Origin of the sequence: Paenibacillus sabuli (assembly GCF_014705605.1) — a bacterium.
Taxonomy (GTDB): domain Bacteria; phylum Bacillota; class Bacilli; order Paenibacillales; family Paenibacillaceae; genus Paenibacillus_D; species Paenibacillus_D sabuli.
The window spans coordinates 124671-140187 of record NZ_JACXIZ010000020.1 but is presented as its reverse complement, the minus strand read 5'-3'; the positions used below and the strand labels follow the sequence as shown (position 1 = coordinate 140187).

The following is a 15517-nucleotide window of genomic DNA, read 5'->3' as shown; positions in this document are numbered from 1 at the left end:
CTCGTCCTCCTGTAGCGCAAATGTCATGGAACGTCCAAAACTGGTGGTTCCAAACAAGCGAGTTTGTTGTATAATTACTAAAAGTAAGTTACTCGTACCATCATAACCAATGGGGGTAGACGACCGCAATGAAAAAAATGGGCATCTTTTTGGGCGTTATCGTGATTTTATTCGGAGCGATCTTTTTTCTCAATCGTTCCAATGTGAACGAGCTATACGACAAGCCGGTCTCGGAACTGAATCCGGCGACGCGGGATATTCTGGACGATCCGAATTATCAGAACATCATTCTGCCGGACGAGCTGGATCAACAGGTCGCGGACGGCGAGAGCATGTTCGTCTACTTCTTCGCGTCGGACTGTCCGCACTGCAAGGCGACCACCCCGGTATTGATGCCGCTCGCCGATACCCTGGGCGTCGAGGTGGAGCAGTTCAACCTCCGCGAATTCACCAGCTACTTCGACAAGTACGGCATTGAATACACGCCGACGCTCGCCTATTTCGAAAATGGACAAGAGGTCGACCGCATGGTCGGCGGCGTCAGCTCGACCGCATCGGGATACTCGGAAGACGATTTTACCGCATTTTTCAACAAGTATACCCCCAGCTGATCCGAGATAAGGCCAGCTCCTTACTCAAGAGCCCCGGTCGGGCTGGAATTGCGCTTCACGCGCATTCCGCCCGGCCGGGGCTTTTTTGAAATCATAGAAAGTAGGCTAGCCGCCGCCTAGGCCGCCGCCGGTCTTGGCTCGCCGGATCGCTTCCTGCAAGTCGTTGCCCAATTGCTTGATTCCCCACGTATCTTCGCGCTCCCAGAGCTCGTTGAAGCGCAGCTGAAACTGTGCGGCCTCCCGCACCCGATGATAGAAGTACAGCTTTTGGATGTCCGAGAGCACGCTCGACACCACGTTCGAGCGTACTTCGAAGCCGCGCTGCGCATCCAGAATTTCCTGGCGAATGCTCGACATCTCGTCGTCTAGCTGAGAGGCCGCCTCCGCCGCCTTGCGCAAGCGCGCGCGGACATCGTCGGGCAGGCTTTCCTTGTACTTGTAATTGAGCGAATGCTCGATCGTCGCCCAAAAATTCATCGCCAAGGTGCGAATTTGAATTTCGGCCAGCACTTTTTTGAAGCCGATTGCCGTCTGCACCGGATACTCCACGATCATATGATAGCTGCGGTACCCGCTCGGCTTATAATTCGTAATGTAGTCTTTTTCGTATACGAGCAGCAGGTCCTTGCGCGCGCGAATCGATTCCGCGACCCGCCTGATATCGTCGACGAACTGACACATGATGCGAATGCCGGCAATATCCTCGATGCCGACTTCGATCCGGTCCATCGGCACATTTAAATTTTTGGCTTTTTCCAATATACTGGAGATCCGCTTGACGCGACCGGTTACAAATTCGATCGGCGCGTACGATTCTCTTACCTTCAGTTCGCTGCGCATCGTCTTGAATTTGACCTTGAGCTCTTCGACGGCCTGTTCGTATGGAAGCAAAAATACACTCCAGTCTCTTCCGTCCATCTGATCGCCTCCATCCTCGTTCGCGCTGAGCGGCGGCGCTAGCGCCGATGATCGGCGCCGACAGCTTCGGACAGGTGGCCGAAGCCATCCCGCCGCAGCCGCTCGAGCAGTCCCTGCTGCAGCTCGCGCAGCACCTCGGGACCGCGGTAAATCAATGCCGTATAAATCTCGACCAGGCTCGCGCCCGCGGTAATCTTCGCATAGGCGTCGTCCGCATCGAAGATCCCGCCCGAACCGATAATCGGCACTTGTCCCTCCACCTGACGATAAATACGCCCGACGATCTCGGTCGTCCGGTCGCGCAGCGGGGCGCCGCTGAGCCCGCCAGTCTCGGCCGCGTGCCGGTGACGCAGCCCTTCGCGACGAATCGTCGTATTAGTCGCGATGATGCCGGACGCGCCGCTCGCTACAATCGTATCGACCGTATAGGCGAGCTGCTCCTCGGTCATATCCGGCGCAATCTTGACCAGCATCGGCTTGACCGCGGAATCGGCTCCCTGCTGACGAGATTGCGCCCGCATCTCCTCGAGCACGGCTGCAAGCAGCTGCCTCAGATCGTCGCCGTGCTGCAGCTCGCGCAGATCCGGCGTATTGGGCGAGCTGATATTGACGACGAAGAAGTCGCCCTCCGCGTACAAATCACGAATGCAGGCACGGTAATCCTCGTGCGCCTGCGCATTCGGCGTCGTTTTGTTTTTGCCGATATTGACGGCGAGCGGAATCGTGCGTACGCGCCGTTTGGCCAGACGCTGCTTCATCGCTGCGGTGCCGTCGTTGTTGAAGCCCATGCGGTTGATGAGCCCGCGATCCTCCGGCAGCCTGAACAAGCGCGGCTGCGGATTGCCGGGCTGCCCTTTGGGCGTGACCGTGCCGACCTCCATGAATCCGAGGCCGATGGAGGAGAAGCCGTCCACGGCCTTGGCGTTTTTGTCCAGCCCGGCAGCCAGTCCTACCGGCTGGGGAAACCGCAGCCCCATCAGCTCCATCGTTAGCTCCGGCCGCTGCTCTACGCCCCACAAGGCACGCAGCAACGCAGCCCCTCCCGGTGCACGTCCGGCCCTGTGCATGCCGTCAATGGTCAGATGATGGGCTTTTTCGGGATCCATGCCGAACAGGATCGGCTTGGCTATTTTAGTATATAACAATTCCATTCACTCCGTTCTGGCTCATATGCCCTACCCATTAGTTTAACTTTTTTAGCGTCAAAAGAAAAGCGCCTCCGCCTGTTTCGAGAATCGCTTGCGAGGCCCATGGAGAACGGTTACAATTAGCTTGGACTAAGGCCATGCCGATCTTGAAAGGAGTCTCGCAAAAATGAGCGCAAACCGAAAAAGACCTCCGGCTCTGAAACAGAAGCCGAAGGAAGAAGTCAATCGAAAAGCCTTGCTTTGGATCGTGTCCGCATTCATCGTTGTCGTCCTCGCGGTATCCTTGCTTTTGATTTTCGGTTAATCCAGCCACCGGTACACCTTGTCCGGATTCGTCTCGTCCTGCTGCGGCGTCAGGCGAAATTCGCCTGACGGCGGCGCTGCGCCTTTTCCTTCGGGCGCGCCGCCCGCCTGGATCGTTACGCTCGTCCCGATGGGCACCAGATCATACAGTTCTTCAATGTCCGCCCGGGCCATCCGCACGCAGCCAAGCGAGTCGTCCCTGCCGATGCTCGCCGGGTCGTTCGTGCCATGGATCGCATAATCGGTGTCGGACAGCGTCATGCCCCGACTGCCAAACTCGCCGTCTGAACGTCCGTTCGGATTTTTGACCTTCTCACTGATCTGAAATTGTCCCTCGGGCGTCCGTTCGCCGCCCAGACCGACCGGATACGAGCGGACGACGACATCGCCGCTCAGCACGAGCAGCGCATACTGCTCCGTATCCACGACGATCTCCAGCGGCTGCTGCGGCAAGCCGAGGCTGCCATAGCGCGGCCCCGTCTCCGACGCTGTGAGCGGACGCAGCGCGCCTGCAGGCGCGCTGCCGGCATGCTGACGCTGCATCGTCTCCAGCACGACATCATACATCTCGCGCATCGCAGCGCTATCGCCCGCCATATAATTGTCCGGATATGGCCCGGCCAGCTCCTCGACCCCGGCGGGCCAGCTGTCCGTCAGGCGGGCATAGTGGTGTATGGCGCTGGCCAGCGCCCAGCGCTGCTCCTGCTCCGCTCCCCAGGCCGCGAGTCGCTCCGAGGCGGCTGCGCTATCCTCTGGCGCGCACACGCACGCCTCGGCATCGAGCATGGTCAATTGGACGTCGCTGCCTGCGGCATCGCGGCTCGCCTCCAGCAACGGCCGCATCTCGTCGCTCCAGATCCGGTAAGGCTGACGGACCGCCAGCAGCACCGCCATCCCCCGGCCCCACGACGGCTCGCGGAGCAAAGCGGACAGATTCGCGGCCAAGGCCTGCTCCGGCTGACCTGTGCCAAAGGAAACCGTCAGCTCGCCCTCCGCCACAATAGGCGCAGCATCCAAGGCTTGCTCCGGCTCCTTGTCCCCCGTCGCCGCTCCTTCGCCCTCGTCATCGGGCGGTTCCTCGGCTGCTTCCGAGGACGGCGCTTGCGCCACCGGCTCCTCGGGGCTCTCTGCGCGCGGCGCGATGACTGTGAGGCCGAACAGGATCAGCAGGGCCAGGAGCGCACGCTTGGCCAGCAGCGCGCGCTTGCGACGCCTGGCCCATTGCTCGATGGCTTGACGCTGCTGCGTCAGAATCGGATGCTGCTTGCTTTCGAAGGCTTCGTAGACCTCGCCGGCCTCCAGGAAGCAATAGTTCGCCTTCGAATGCTTGCCCTGCAGCATGTATTCCTTCCCGAGCAAATACCAAGCCATTTTATTATCGGGATGATTTTTGACGAATTGCTTCAAATGGACGATTTCCTCGCGCGGCTTCATCCCTTTTCGCTTTGGCTCCTTTCGCAAAACAATCGGATATGGTGTATATCGGCAAAACAGCCGTCCGATTTCGCATCGGACGGCTGTTTTGGGCCATTGGTCGTGCCTGGTGGACCTAGATTCGCTTAAAATAGTGAATCGCGCAGCAGGACGGCGCGCACATCCGGCAGCCACTGGACGTCAAGCCCGGCCTCTTCGGCGAAAAAGCGCACCGGCAACAGCATGCGATTGTTGCGCATGACCGGCGCGGCCAGCAATTCGGCTTGCGCAGCAATCCCCGAGGCATCGACGATGGCGACGCGCGTCGAGCCTTGCCGCAGCGTATACGTCCGACCGCCCTTGGTCACGACGGCCTCGCCATCGCGATACTCGACCGTGTATCCCAGGCGCTCGGCAATGACGCGGACCGGCACGAACGTCGTCCCCTTCGCAATGACCGGTGCGGTATCGGTCTCCAGTCGGTCGGCCCCATAGAGCAACTGGACCTCGTCCTCGCGCTGCAGAGCGGCAGGATAAGCATACGGTGCGATCGTGCGAATCCGATTGTTCCCCAGATCGGCGACATAGATGACGCCGTCCGGTCCGAGCGCGACGTCGACCGGACGGTCGAATCCAGCCGCCGAAGCGACCCCGTCCGCCGAGCCCGCATCGCCCGGCGTCCCGGCAATCGTACGCACCTCGCCCTCGCTCAGCAGGCGAATCGCGTGATTGCCCGAGTCTGCGATCAGGAGAGCGCCATCCTCGAGCGCAACGATGCCGCGCGGCGCCTGGAAGCGCGCCTGCGCCGCCGGGCCGTCGGCGTATCCGCCCTCTGCGTAGGGTGAAAGGGCCTCGTACGCGCCCGCTGTCCCCGCTACCGTCGAGACCGTGCCCGCCGCAAAATCGATATAGCGAATGCGCTGGTTGCCGGTGTCGCTCACATAGAGATTGCCCTTGCTATCCAGCGCGAGCCCGCTCGGCTCGTTGAACAGCGCCTGCTCCAGCGGGCCGTCGGCATAATCGCCGATCGGCTCGGCGTATCCCGGTACCAGCTGCGTCACCCTGTCGGAGTGCTGTCCGATGGTCGTCACACGACCGTCGGATATTCGGCGAATCGTGTGATTCAGCGTATCGGCGACATAAATGGCGCCGTCCGGCGCAATCGCGACATCGGTCGGATAATAGAACCGCGCCTCTGCTGTCTTGCCGTCTTCATTGCCGATCAGCCCGTCGCCCGCCACAGTACGGACAGTGCCGTCCGGCGCGACGGCCCGTATCGCATGATTGTCGGCGTCGGCCACCAGTACTGTGCCGTCATCGCGCAGCGCGATACCGGTCGGCGTGCTGAAAAACGCTTCCGCACCAGTCCCGTCGGCGAATGCGCCGGCCAATTGTCCCGAATCTCCGATTGCATAGTGCGCGCCCGCCAGCAGCCGCGTCTGCGCCTCGCGGACGACGCGCAGACGCTGATTGCCCGTATCCGACACGAGCAGTCCGCCCTCCGGCATGAGCGCCAGGCTGCCGGGCATCCGAAAGGCCGCGTCTTCTCTGTCTCCCTCTGCATATCCCGCTTCACCGCTGCCGGTGTACGTGCGAACTTCGTACAGCGCCAGGTCGGGGGCGTCTTGCTCCCAAGGCGCCTGAGCCGCTCCGCTCGCCGCCGGAATGAGCAAGGCCGCTGTCAGTGCGGCCGCCGTTAACATGTGCCATCTTTTTTTCATGGTATGCTCCTTAGATTAAGGTAGGATCAAGACGTGGACGGCATGTAGCGCAGCGTCACGACCAGCGGTCCGGCCAGCTCGACCTCCGCCACCGGCTCGCCCGCCTCGTCGACCGCGATCAGCTCCTCCAGGACAAACGCAGCTTCGTACGTCTCCCCGGCCGTCATGCCGGTCGTCTGCGCCGCAAACGGGAACGCTGCGATTACCTTACCGTCCGCGATCTCGACGGACCCGCCTTGGTACTTGACCGCCGCGTAAAAAATCGTGCCCGCCTTGCCGTCGACGCGATAATGATCCGTACTGTTGGCCCCCGCAACGGTTGTTCCCTGGGGCTCGACGACAAATCCGGGGAAGCCGCTCCGATAGGTCGGCGCATCGGAGACAAATGCCGTCTCGTCAAAGGCTACGTACTGGCGATCGAAGCTTAGCTTAGCCTGAAAGCCCGCGATCGAGGCATCGTCCATTCCCGTGAGCGCGAGTGCAATCCGGACAGACTGCTCCTCCTCCGATATGTCCCATACCGGATCGGTCGTGGTCAGCGTCGCCGTCGGGGACGCCGTCGGCTCCGGATCCGGGTCGGGATTCGAGCCGCCGCCGGTATTGCCTCCGGGCGTCATCGGTTGCGCGGCATTCGCTTCACGCGCCAGACGCTCCTTGTCCGCCTCGAATTTAGCGCGCTCGGCCGGCGTCATTTGCTCCAGCATGCGCTGCTCGGCTTGTTTCTGTCGCTCTTCCAGCTTCGCTTCATTCTGCTTTTTTTGCTGCTCTTTGTTTTGCTTGATTTTGTCGATGATCGATTTCATCTGCTCGGCGAGCTGCTCTTCCTTGCTGCGCTTGCTTTTCTCCGCAGCTTCCTGCTTTTTCTTCACGCGCTCCCGCTCGGCCTGCTGCTCCTTGGTCAGCTTGAACGCCTCGGCCTGCTCGGGATCGATTTTTTTGGCTTGCGGACGAGAAGCGTTGATTTCCTCAAGCAGTTGATCCAGCTGCGCTTTCGAGAGCTTGTCGCCTTGGAGCGCCGCCTTGGCAATATTGGCGAGCAGTTGATCGAGATTGCCTTTATAATCGTCCAGATTCGGAATTTTGGACGTGATCTGCTCCAGGCTCGAGCCGCCTTGCAGCAGCTCCTTCAATAGCGCCTCGTTTTCCGCTTCAATTTCGTTAGCATTGCGCAGCATTTGCTCGATGATTCCCGGAGAAGCTCTGCGAATCAGCTCCTCCAGATCGACGATGGAGACAAGCGGCTCCTCGTCCGTTTCCTCGCTTGGCGGCAACAAAATTTGTTGCGCCGGATAGACCATCACGGGATCGTTGTGCTGCTCCCTTTCCTTGCCGCTCTTGGGGGCAGTCGTCAGAATCCCGCTCCCGGCAAACAGACTGGAATATCCTGTGGCGGGATCGTAGCTGATCATGAATTGCGTGCCGCGCACGCCCATGATCGAGGTCGGCGTTTCCACCTCGAACGTATCGCTCGCATTGGAGATCGATTTCACCTTGACCCATAGCGAGCCGGCCCACACCTTCATTTTGGACTTTGTGCCCTTGTCGTCGGACAACTTGGTGAAATCGACTTGCGCGTTCTCGCCGATGGTCACCTCGTCTTGATCGGCCTTGGCGCTCGCCAGCTCCAGGCGGACGCTTGCGCCTTTGGCGGTCGTAATGACATCCCCCTCGCCCAGACTCATATTGACGAAGGCTTTGAACGCCTTGCTGCCGCCCGACTTTTTAACCTGGACCGTCCCCTTCAGCTCCTTGACGACGGCCACGCGGCTGACCGCCGCTGCGGCTTGCTTTTCCGAGATGAAGGGCAATACGCCGCCCAGCAGCGCGACAATCAGGCATATACTCCATATCCGCTTCCCTTGCATACGCATCTCCCGCTTGCTCCTCTCCTGATCGTTTATTGTGCAGCACCGGTCACTGCGTACACGCGGACCGGCATTTCCTTGCCCTTGACTTTGATTTCTCCGATATCCTCGGTCGCGAATGCATCGCCGAGCCGCGCTTGCAAGGGCGCGCTGATCAGAATCTGACCCGGCATGGCGTTGGACTCCAGCCGCGCCGCCAGATTGACGGTATCGCCGATCGCGGTATAGTCGAGTCGCAGGCCTTCCGACCCGATGTTGCCGACGACGGCGGGGCCGCAGTGCAAGCCGACGCCGAATTTGACGCCGATGCCGAATTGTTCGACGCATTGCTGTTCCAGCACGTCGGCCTGTTGCTTCATCTCAAGAGCGGCGCGCACGGCCATCTCGGGATGCTGCGGCAGGTCGACAGGCGCTCCGAAGAAGGCCATCACGCCGTCGCCGATGAACTTGTCCAGCGTGCCGTTCCAGCGAAAGACCGCCTTCGTGCACAGATCCAGATACGCATTCAGTACCTGGATGACCTCTTCCGGCTGCAAGCGCTCGGACATCGGCGTGAACCCTCGAATGTCGACGAACATGACGGTAATATCCTTGCGCTGACCGCCCAGCTTCACTTCCTCGCCGCTGGCCAGCAGCTCGTCGACGACGCTGCGCGGGACGAAGCGTCCGAATATCGTCGTGACGCGTCCGCGTTCCTTGCGCTCGTCGATCACCTGCACCACGATCGAGGCAATGAATGCGCTGGTCAGCGCCAATAGCGGGTAGCTCACGGTCAAAAAAGTGGAATACCACATATACACCGCGATCCAGGCCAAGAGATAGCCCGCTGTCAGGCTGAAATAAAGGATGACCGAGACCCTGCCCGAAACGAACAGCATGAGCGGCAGGAGCGTCAGCAGCGCAATCAGTCCATAATTGAGCGCCTCCGGCGCATCAATAAAGAACGCGCCGGTCGCCAGCGATTGAACCATATTGGAATGAATTTCCACGCCGTACATTTTGAGATTGGGATTGGCCGGCGTCACATATTCGTCCTGCATGCCCGCTGCCCACGGCCCGATCAGCACAACAGCGTCCTGATAGTACTCGGCCGGAATGTTGCCGGTCAGCACATCGAAGTATGCCTGCGACTCATACCCCGTGTCGGCCGTCATTACCTCACGCGGCTCGGAAAAAAAATCGATCTTCACTTGACTGCGGCCGTTCGTAGGAATGACTTCTTCGCCGCGGTACCAACTGCCGGCGTCAGCATTGTAGTGAATCTGCAGCTCATCGCCGAGTATGTAATTGGCTAGTCTCACACTGGCGGCGGGCACCATTGTCCCGTCTGTGTCTGAGACTCCTAAAGTCAGCATGCGCACAGTGCCGTCGCTGTCGGGCATGACATTGATGTGCGCGGTCTGCTCGTCCGGCACGCCGATCGCCTCTGTCGGATAGCTCACAGACTCGGTCTCCAGCTCCCCGGCTGCCTGTTGCACCGGCTTGAAGTTAAAGACCGCCGGCAAAATAATATTGTCGTATCGCGCGATGACCTCCCGCAACGCCTCGTCCGCCGCCGGATCGCTTGGCTCGGCAAAGACGAGATCCAAAAAAATCGCCTTGGCGCCGGCCTCGGCCAGCATCTCCAGCAATTGCGCATGCAAGCTGCGGTCCCATGGGAATTGGCCGAGCTGCTCGAGCGACGTGTCGTCGATCCGAATGATTTGTATTTCCTGAAAGGGGCGGCGCTCCTCGTCCGATTTGGCCCGAACCAGGTCTTTGAGCTCAAGCTCCACAACATTCAAGGTACCGCCCGTGCCCAGGCTGGAGAGGAACGACCAAAATCCGATAATTGCAAGCGCTAAAATAGCTCTCCGGCCCCATTTTCGTTTCGCCATTGCCGCTGATCTGCCCCCTTGCGCTTCGTCTTCCACTATTTTAGTTCACATTCTCAAGATCTGGCAACGAAAAGATTGCAACCAGCGCAAAAAGCCCCTTGGCCGTATGTTCATGCCAAGGGGCTCGCTACCAGCGTCTCATTTATCCTTCCATATTAAAAGGGCTGTCGGCGATTTTGATCGAGTCGGTCGGGCAGCCGTCGCTCGCGTCCTGCAGGTCGTCGTACAGGTCCTCGGAAATCTCGGTGTTGCCCTTGTTGCCGTCCTCTTCGTAGATGACTTCCGCCAGACCCTCGTCATCGTAATCGTAAATGTCGGGAGCCGTCGCGCCGCATGCGCCGCATGCGATGCATGTATCCTTCTCTACCCAAGTATACTTAGCCATGGTTGTCATTCCCTCCAATAATGTGATACTATATCTCGTTATAAATTCTCTTCATTCTTCAATATATAACAAATGCTCGTCCAATTGCAAGGATGTCCCGCGAATTCGTCGATTCCGAATCAGTGTGGACGGATCGTCGCCGAGCATGCCCGCCGTCAATACGGCGCTCTCTCCATACTTGTCGCGCAGCCTGTCCATGACTTCGGTCAGCGCTTGCTTGCGCGGCGCCTCCTCGTATTCGAACAGGTCCAGCTGAATAGGCGCCTTGGCCGCCTCGCTGACATTCTGCAATGTGATGCCCAGCAGCCGCACCGGACGATGATCCGGCCAGTGACGCGCATAGAGGCGCTGCGCCTCGTGATAGACGTCTGCACTGGAGTCGGTCGGCGCGCTCAGCGTATGCGAGCGCGTGATCGTCTTCATATCCGGCGTGCGGATCGTCAGCACGACTGTGGCCGCCACGAGCCCTTGTCTACGCAATCTGCGACATGTCTGGTCAGCCAGATTGAGCAGCACCCGCGCAATATCTTCGGGCGCAGTCAGATCGCGCGGCAGCGTCGTCGTATGACCGACTGATTTGCTGCGCTCGCGAGCTGCGCTCACCGGAGAATGGTCGATGCCGTTGGCAGCCTGACGAAGCCATGCGCCATTGACGCCGAAGGCTCTGGTCAAGGTGCGCTCCTCGGCGACCGCGAGCGCGCCGATGGTACGAATGTTCATTCGTTCCAGCTTCGCCGCGGTTTTGCCGCCAATCCCAAAAAGCTCCTGACACGGCCTGTGCCACAACAGCCGGGGCACGTCTCGCCTGCGCAGCACCGTCAGACCGCTTGGCTTGTGCATGTCCGAAGCCATCTTGGCCAGCAGCTTGTTCGGAGCGACCCCGATCGAGCATGGCAGTCCGCACTCCTCCCGGATGCGCCGTTGCAGCTGCTCAGCGATCTCCATCGGCTCGCCGAAGGCGCCGGAGCCGGTGATGTCCAGGTAGCATTCGTCGATCGACACCGGTTCAACAAGCGGCGTATACTGCCTGGCGATCTCCATGAATTGCCGCGAATAGGCACGGTACAGCTCAAAATCGGGCTTGATCAAAACCAGCCGCGGACACTTCTGCATGCCTTCGCGTACCGTCATTCCGGTCCGGACCCCGAATTTGCGTGCGGCATACGAGCTCGTCACGATGATGCCTCTGCGCTGTTCGACGCTGCCGGCTACTGCGGTAGGCTGGTCGCGATACAGCTGCGGCTCCTCCGCCTCGTGTACCGAGCAATAAAAGGCGTTCATATCCAAATGCAGCACAATTCGTCCTTTTGCCGGCGACCGGGAGTGAGGATTCGACATCGCGCTTCAGCCCTTTCAACAGCTTTTTTCCAGCATACAAGCTTCGCTCCGTTCGGTCAACCGCATTGCCGCATGAATAGTCCCCATACAAGCCCGGTTTTCGCCAATTCCTTCAAGGTCTCTCTACATTCCGTCCAATCGGTGCTATAATGGTAAGGTATGACTTTGCATCGGCTGAATTTGAAGGAGGACGTGTTTTACATGAAGCAGCAAATTTCCATTTTTGACACTACGCTTCGCGACGGCACGCAAAGCGAAGGCATCAGCCTGTCCGCTGAGGACAAAATCAAAATTGCCCGCAAGCTCGACGCATTGGGCGTTCATTATATTGAAGGAGGCAATCCCGGCAGCAACAGCAAGGACATCGAATTTTTTAATCGTGTCAAGACGCTGCAGCTGAACGCGAAAATTACCGCCTTTGGCAGTACGCGCCGCAAGAACAGCTCCGTCGAACAAGACACCAGCTTGCTGCGCATCGTCGAATCCGGCGTGCCTGCCGCTACCCTTGTAGGCAAAGCCTGGGATTTTCACGTACACACCGCGCTCCAGACCACGCTGGAGGAGAACCTTGCGATGATTGGCGAGTCGATTGCGTTCCTGAAGCGGCACGACATGGAAGCCATTTACGATGCCGAGCATTTTTTCGACGGCTACAAGCATAACCCCGAGTATGCGCTGGCCGCGCTGCGCAGCGCGCAGGACGCAGGCGCAGACTGGATCGTACTGTGCGATACGAACGGCGGCACCCTGCCCGGCGAGATCCATGACATCGTGGGCGCGGTGAGGCGCGAGCTCAGCGCGCCGATCGGCATTCATACGCACAACGACTGCGAGCTGGCTGTCGCCAATACGCTGGCGGCCGTCGGCGCCGGCGCAACGCAAGTCCAGGGCACGATCAACGGCTACGGCGAACGCTGCGGCAATGCAAATCTTTGTTCCATCCTGCCCAACCTTCAGATCAAGATGAATTACCCGTGCGTAACGGATGATCAGCTTGCCCAGCTTACGAATACGGCGCGCTATGTCAGCGAGATTGCCAATGTCCATATGCCGACCGGCCAGCCGTTCGTCGGCAATGCGGCCTTTGCCCATAAGGGCGGCATTCACGTCTCGGCGATCATGAAGGATGCCAAAACCTACGAGCACATCGTACCGGAGCTTGTCGGCAACAAGCAGCGCATCCTTGTATCCGAGCTTGCCGGTCAGAGCAACATTATCTCCAAGGCGCAGCAGCTCGGCCTGGACATCAACGCCAACAACGACAAGACCAGAAGCATCATGAACAAGATCAAGGAGCTGGAGCATCAAGGCTATCAGTTCGAAGGCGCGGATGCTTCGCTGGAGCTGCTGCTGCGCGAGGCATTCGGCGAGACCAAGTCCATTTTCAAGCTGGAATCGTTCAAAATGCTGGTCGAACGCAATGCCGATCAGCTTGTATCGGAAGCGATCGTCAAAATCAACGTCGACGGGCAGACCGTATACACGGCCGCCGAGGGCAACGGTCCGGTCAACGCCCTCGACAATGCGCTGCGCAAGGCGCTCGTGCAGTTTTACCCCGGCATCATGGACATCCACCTGTCCGACTACAAGGTGCGGGTGATTGACGAGAACGATGCGACCGCAGCCAAAGTGCGCGTGCTGATTGAATCGACCGATTTTGACAACACGTGGAGCACTGTCGGCGTCTCCAGCAACATTATCGAAGCCAGCTGGGAAGCGCTGGTGGACAGCATCCGCTACGCACTGCTCCATATCGCCAAGGTGGAGCAGACTGCGGAAGGCCAGCGCCGTCAGCTCGGACTGATCAACCATTGACGTTTGTCGGCCGTGCAGAAGCATGACCGCCGAACGTCAAAAAGAACCGGACCGCACCGTGCGGTCCGGTTCTTTTTTATGAATTCTCCGCTCGTTCCGCTTTACCCGCCTGATTCCATTTTTGGATGCGCGCCATCCAATCTTCTTTATCGATCACCCCTATGACGCGCTCCCGTACCACGCCCTTCCGATCGATCAAGAGCGTTGTTGGAAATTGCGATACCTTGTACAGCTCGGTTGCCTTTCCGTTGCGATCCATCAGGATCGGAAAGGTCAGGCCGTAATGCTCCACGAATTCCCGGGCGTGGCGTTCGCTGTCGTAGGCGGTCGCATTGATGCCGTACATGGCGACCGTGTCGGGCAGCTCGCGATGCAGCGCCTGCAGCATCGGCGCCTCCATCCCGCAAGGACCGCACCACGAGGCCCAAAAATTAAGCAGCACCAGCTTGTCCGATTGCCCGCCCGTCTCATAATCCAATTCGTTCATGCCTTGCAAGTGCAAGGCAGGCGCGGCGTAGCCCGGCTTGGGCTTGACCGCCGGTGCGGCTTGCGCCGCCGTCCCGCTCAGTGCAAGCGCCGCGAGCAGTGACAGCACGAGCGCCCTGGCGATTTTTGGCGTAATCATTCGCAGTTCCCCTTCCTTGATGAGATCCAGGCTCCGACTCGGCCTGCTCTGCCGCATTCGCCTCCGGAATGGAAGCCTCCCTTAGCGGGTACATTAACCGATGCATAGTACTCCTAATGGAACGGACGGTGAATGTGAGCATGCAGCAAACCAAAAGCAGAATGCCCTGGAAATTGGTCGATCACCGAATGAATGCCTCCTCGCAGCCTGCCCCCAAACCAAGCAATCAAGGGAACGGAGCAGCGAAATGGAAAACCTACATTGCCCTCGCTACCGTGCCAATGGTTCTCGTGCTGGGCAATTCCATGCTGGTGCCGATATTGCCCGACATGGAAGGCCGGCTGGCGATCAGCCGCTTTCAATCCAGTTTGATCATTACGTTATTTTCGGTTATGGCCGGACTTTTCATACCGTTTGCGGGCTATTTGTCGGACCGCTTCACACGAAAGGCGATCATTCTGCCCTCGCTGGCTGTGTATGGGCTGGCCGGGATCGTGGCGGGGTTCGGGGCGCTTTGGGGCTCGTACGGGCTGATCATCGCCGCCAGAGCCGTTCAAGGCTTGGGCGCAGCCGGCACGGCGCCGATTGCCATGGCCCTGGTCGGCGACCTCTACCGCGACGGTAATGAAAGCGAAGCTCTGGGACTCATCGAAGCCTCGAACGGCTTTGGCAAGGTGGTGAGCCCGATTCTGGGCTCCCTGTTTGCGCTCATCGTCTGGTATGCGCCGTTTTTTGCCTTTCCCGCATTTTGCGCGCTTTCATTTATTGCGGTGCTCTGGATGATTGACGAGCCCAAGGCAAAGCAAAAGCCGCCTGCCGCAGGCGCATATGTGAGCCAAATCGGCCATATTTTCCGGGAGAAGGGGCGCTGGCTCGTGCCGGCCTTTTTTTCCGGCGCGCTTGCGCTGTTCATCTTGTTCGGCGTTTTGTTTTATTTGTCCGACTTGCTTGAAAAACCGCCCTATGGCATAGAGGGAGTCGCCAAAGGCGGCATGCTGGCTATTCCGCTGCTCGGTCTGGTCGTCAGCTCACTGACAACCGGCCGCATTCTCAAAAAGAAGGCCTCGCTTTCGCGGGCCTTCATGAATATCGGGCTGCTAATGATCGTAATCACGCTTGCTGCTGCGATCTTGCTCGTCAACCAGATGGCATGGCTGATCGTGCTGCTGACGTTGTCCAGTATCGGGACAGGACTGCTGCTCCCCTGCCTGAACACCATCATTACCGGCTCGGTCGATCGTCAACACCGGGGCATGATTACATCATTGTATAGCAGCCTGCGTTTTTTCGGCGTCGCCTTCGGTCCGCCGATTTTCGGCTGGTTGTCCGGCCGCTCCGAACGTTTGTTGTTCGCCTCTGTCGCCGTCCTCGCGCTCCTCACGCTTGGCTTTACATTCTGGCTGGTGCGTCCTTCCGCTCAGGGCGGGCAGGCCGGGCAAGGCGAGCCCGCCGCGCAGCGTCCGCAGTAGGGTAGGCACAAAATAGCGGGTACGCTATA

12 protein-coding genes are annotated in these 15517 nt (G+C 59.3%); 3 read left to right on the top strand and 9 right to left on the bottom strand.

Translation table 11 applies throughout. The features are described from left to right. Positions 1-128 precede the first annotated feature (128 nt). Positions 129-611, top strand: a complete 483-nt coding sequence (locus IDH44_RS12750) for a thioredoxin family protein (RefSeq protein WP_190918181.1) — start codon at positions 129-131, stop codon at positions 609-611. A 105-nt stretch (positions 612-716) separates the two neighbouring features. Here IDH44_RS12750 and IDH44_RS12745 read toward each other — a convergent pair whose 3' ends face one another. From IDH44_RS12745 to IDH44_RS12710, 8 genes are all read right to left on the bottom strand, one after another. Next, positions 717-1529, bottom strand: a complete 813-nt coding sequence (locus IDH44_RS12745) for a GTP pyrophosphokinase (protein WP_190918180.1) — start codon at positions 1527-1529, stop codon at positions 717-719. A 38-nt stretch (positions 1530-1567) separates the two neighbouring features. Continuing rightward, complete coding sequence (locus IDH44_RS12740) at positions 1568-2674, bottom strand: quinone-dependent dihydroorotate dehydrogenase (protein WP_190918179.1); 1107 nt, start codon at positions 2672-2674, stop codon at positions 1568-1570. Between the two features lie 303 nt (positions 2675-2977). Beyond that, complete coding sequence (locus tag IDH44_RS12735) at positions 2978-4414, bottom strand: L,D-transpeptidase (RefSeq protein WP_190918178.1); 1437 nt, start codon at positions 4412-4414, stop codon at positions 2978-2980. A 125-nt stretch (positions 4415-4539) separates the two neighbouring features. Further along, entirely contained in the window at positions 4540-6114 is a 1575-nt protein-coding gene (locus IDH44_RS12730; RefSeq protein ID WP_190918177.1) for a stalk domain-containing protein, read from the bottom strand. 26 nt (positions 6115-6140) lie between these two features. Then, entirely contained in the window at positions 6141-7985 is a 1845-nt protein-coding gene (locus IDH44_RS12725) for a FecR family protein (RefSeq protein ID WP_190918175.1), read from the bottom strand. Positions 7986-8011: 26 nt separating this feature from the next. Then, positions 8012-9856: an adenylate/guanylate cyclase domain-containing protein gene (locus tag IDH44_RS12720; RefSeq protein ID WP_190918173.1), complete on the bottom strand. Its 1845-nt coding sequence runs from the start codon at positions 9854-9856 to the stop codon at positions 8012-8014. Between the two features lie 142 nt (positions 9857-9998). Then, a complete protein-coding gene (locus tag IDH44_RS12715) occupies positions 9999-10241 on the bottom strand; it encodes a ferredoxin (protein WP_190918172.1) in 243 nt (80 codons plus the stop codon). Positions 10242-10292: 51 nt separating this feature from the next. Next, positions 10293-11579 (bottom strand): DNA polymerase IV, encoded by a 1287-nt coding sequence (locus IDH44_RS12710; RefSeq protein ID WP_190918170.1) that lies wholly within the window; start codon positions 11577-11579, stop codon positions 10293-10295. A 201-nt stretch (positions 11580-11780) separates the two neighbouring features. Here IDH44_RS12710 and cimA point away from each other — a divergent pair, with 201 nt between their 5' ends. Then, complete coding sequence (gene cimA, locus IDH44_RS12705; RefSeq protein WP_190918168.1) at positions 11781-13394, top strand: citramalate synthase; 1614 nt, start codon at positions 11781-11783, stop codon at positions 13392-13394. Between the two features lie 76 nt (positions 13395-13470). Here the strand turns inward: cimA and IDH44_RS12700 are convergent, their stop codons facing one another. Further along, positions 13471-14019, bottom strand: coding sequence for a TlpA family protein disulfide reductase (locus tag IDH44_RS12700; protein WP_190918166.1), 549 nt, complete (start codon positions 14017-14019; stop codon positions 13471-13473). A 161-nt stretch (positions 14020-14180) separates the two neighbouring features. Between IDH44_RS12700 and IDH44_RS12695 the strand changes: the two genes are divergently transcribed. Continuing rightward, a complete protein-coding gene (locus tag IDH44_RS12695) occupies positions 14181-15488 on the top strand; it encodes an MFS transporter (RefSeq protein ID WP_397326771.1) in 1308 nt (435 codons plus the stop codon). Positions 15489-15517: the final 29 nt, after the last annotated feature.

Coding starts and splice junctions, on each gene's coding strand:
- IDH44_RS12720 (WP_190918173.1), bottom strand. CDS start 9,856: ATGGCGAAACGAAAATGGGGCCGGAGAGCTATTTTAGCGCTTGCAATT.
- IDH44_RS12710 (WP_190918170.1), bottom strand. CDS start 11,579: ATGTCGAATCCTCACTCCCGGTCGCCGGCAAAAGGACGAATTGTGCTG.
- cimA (WP_190918168.1), top strand. CDS start 11,781: ATGAAGCAGCAAATTTCCATTTTTGACACTACGCTTCGCGACGGCACG.
- IDH44_RS12745 (WP_190918180.1), bottom strand. CDS start 1,529: ATGGACGGAAGAGACTGGAGTGTATTTTTGCTTCCATACGAACAGGCC.
- IDH44_RS12700 (WP_190918166.1), bottom strand. CDS start 14,019: ATGATTACGCCAAAAATCGCCAGGGCGCTCGTGCTGTCACTGCTCGCG.
- IDH44_RS12735 (WP_190918178.1), bottom strand. CDS start 4,414: ATGAAGCCGCGCGAGGAAATCGTCCATTTGAAGCAATTCGTCAAAAAT.
- IDH44_RS12730 (WP_190918177.1), bottom strand. CDS start 6,114: ATGAAAAAAAGATGGCACATGTTAACGGCGGCCGCACTGACAGCGGCC.
- IDH44_RS12715 (WP_190918172.1), bottom strand. CDS start 10,241: ATGGCTAAGTATACTTGGGTAGAGAAGGATACATGCATCGCATGCGGC.
- IDH44_RS12750 (WP_190918181.1), top strand. CDS start 129: ATGAAAAAAATGGGCATCTTTTTGGGCGTTATCGTGATTTTATTCGGA.
- IDH44_RS12695 (WP_397326771.1), top strand. CDS start 14,181: ATGCCCTGGAAATTGGTCGATCACCGAATGAATGCCTCCTCGCAGCCT.
- IDH44_RS12725 (WP_190918175.1), bottom strand. CDS start 7,985: ATGCGTATGCAAGGGAAGCGGATATGGAGTATATGCCTGATTGTCGCG.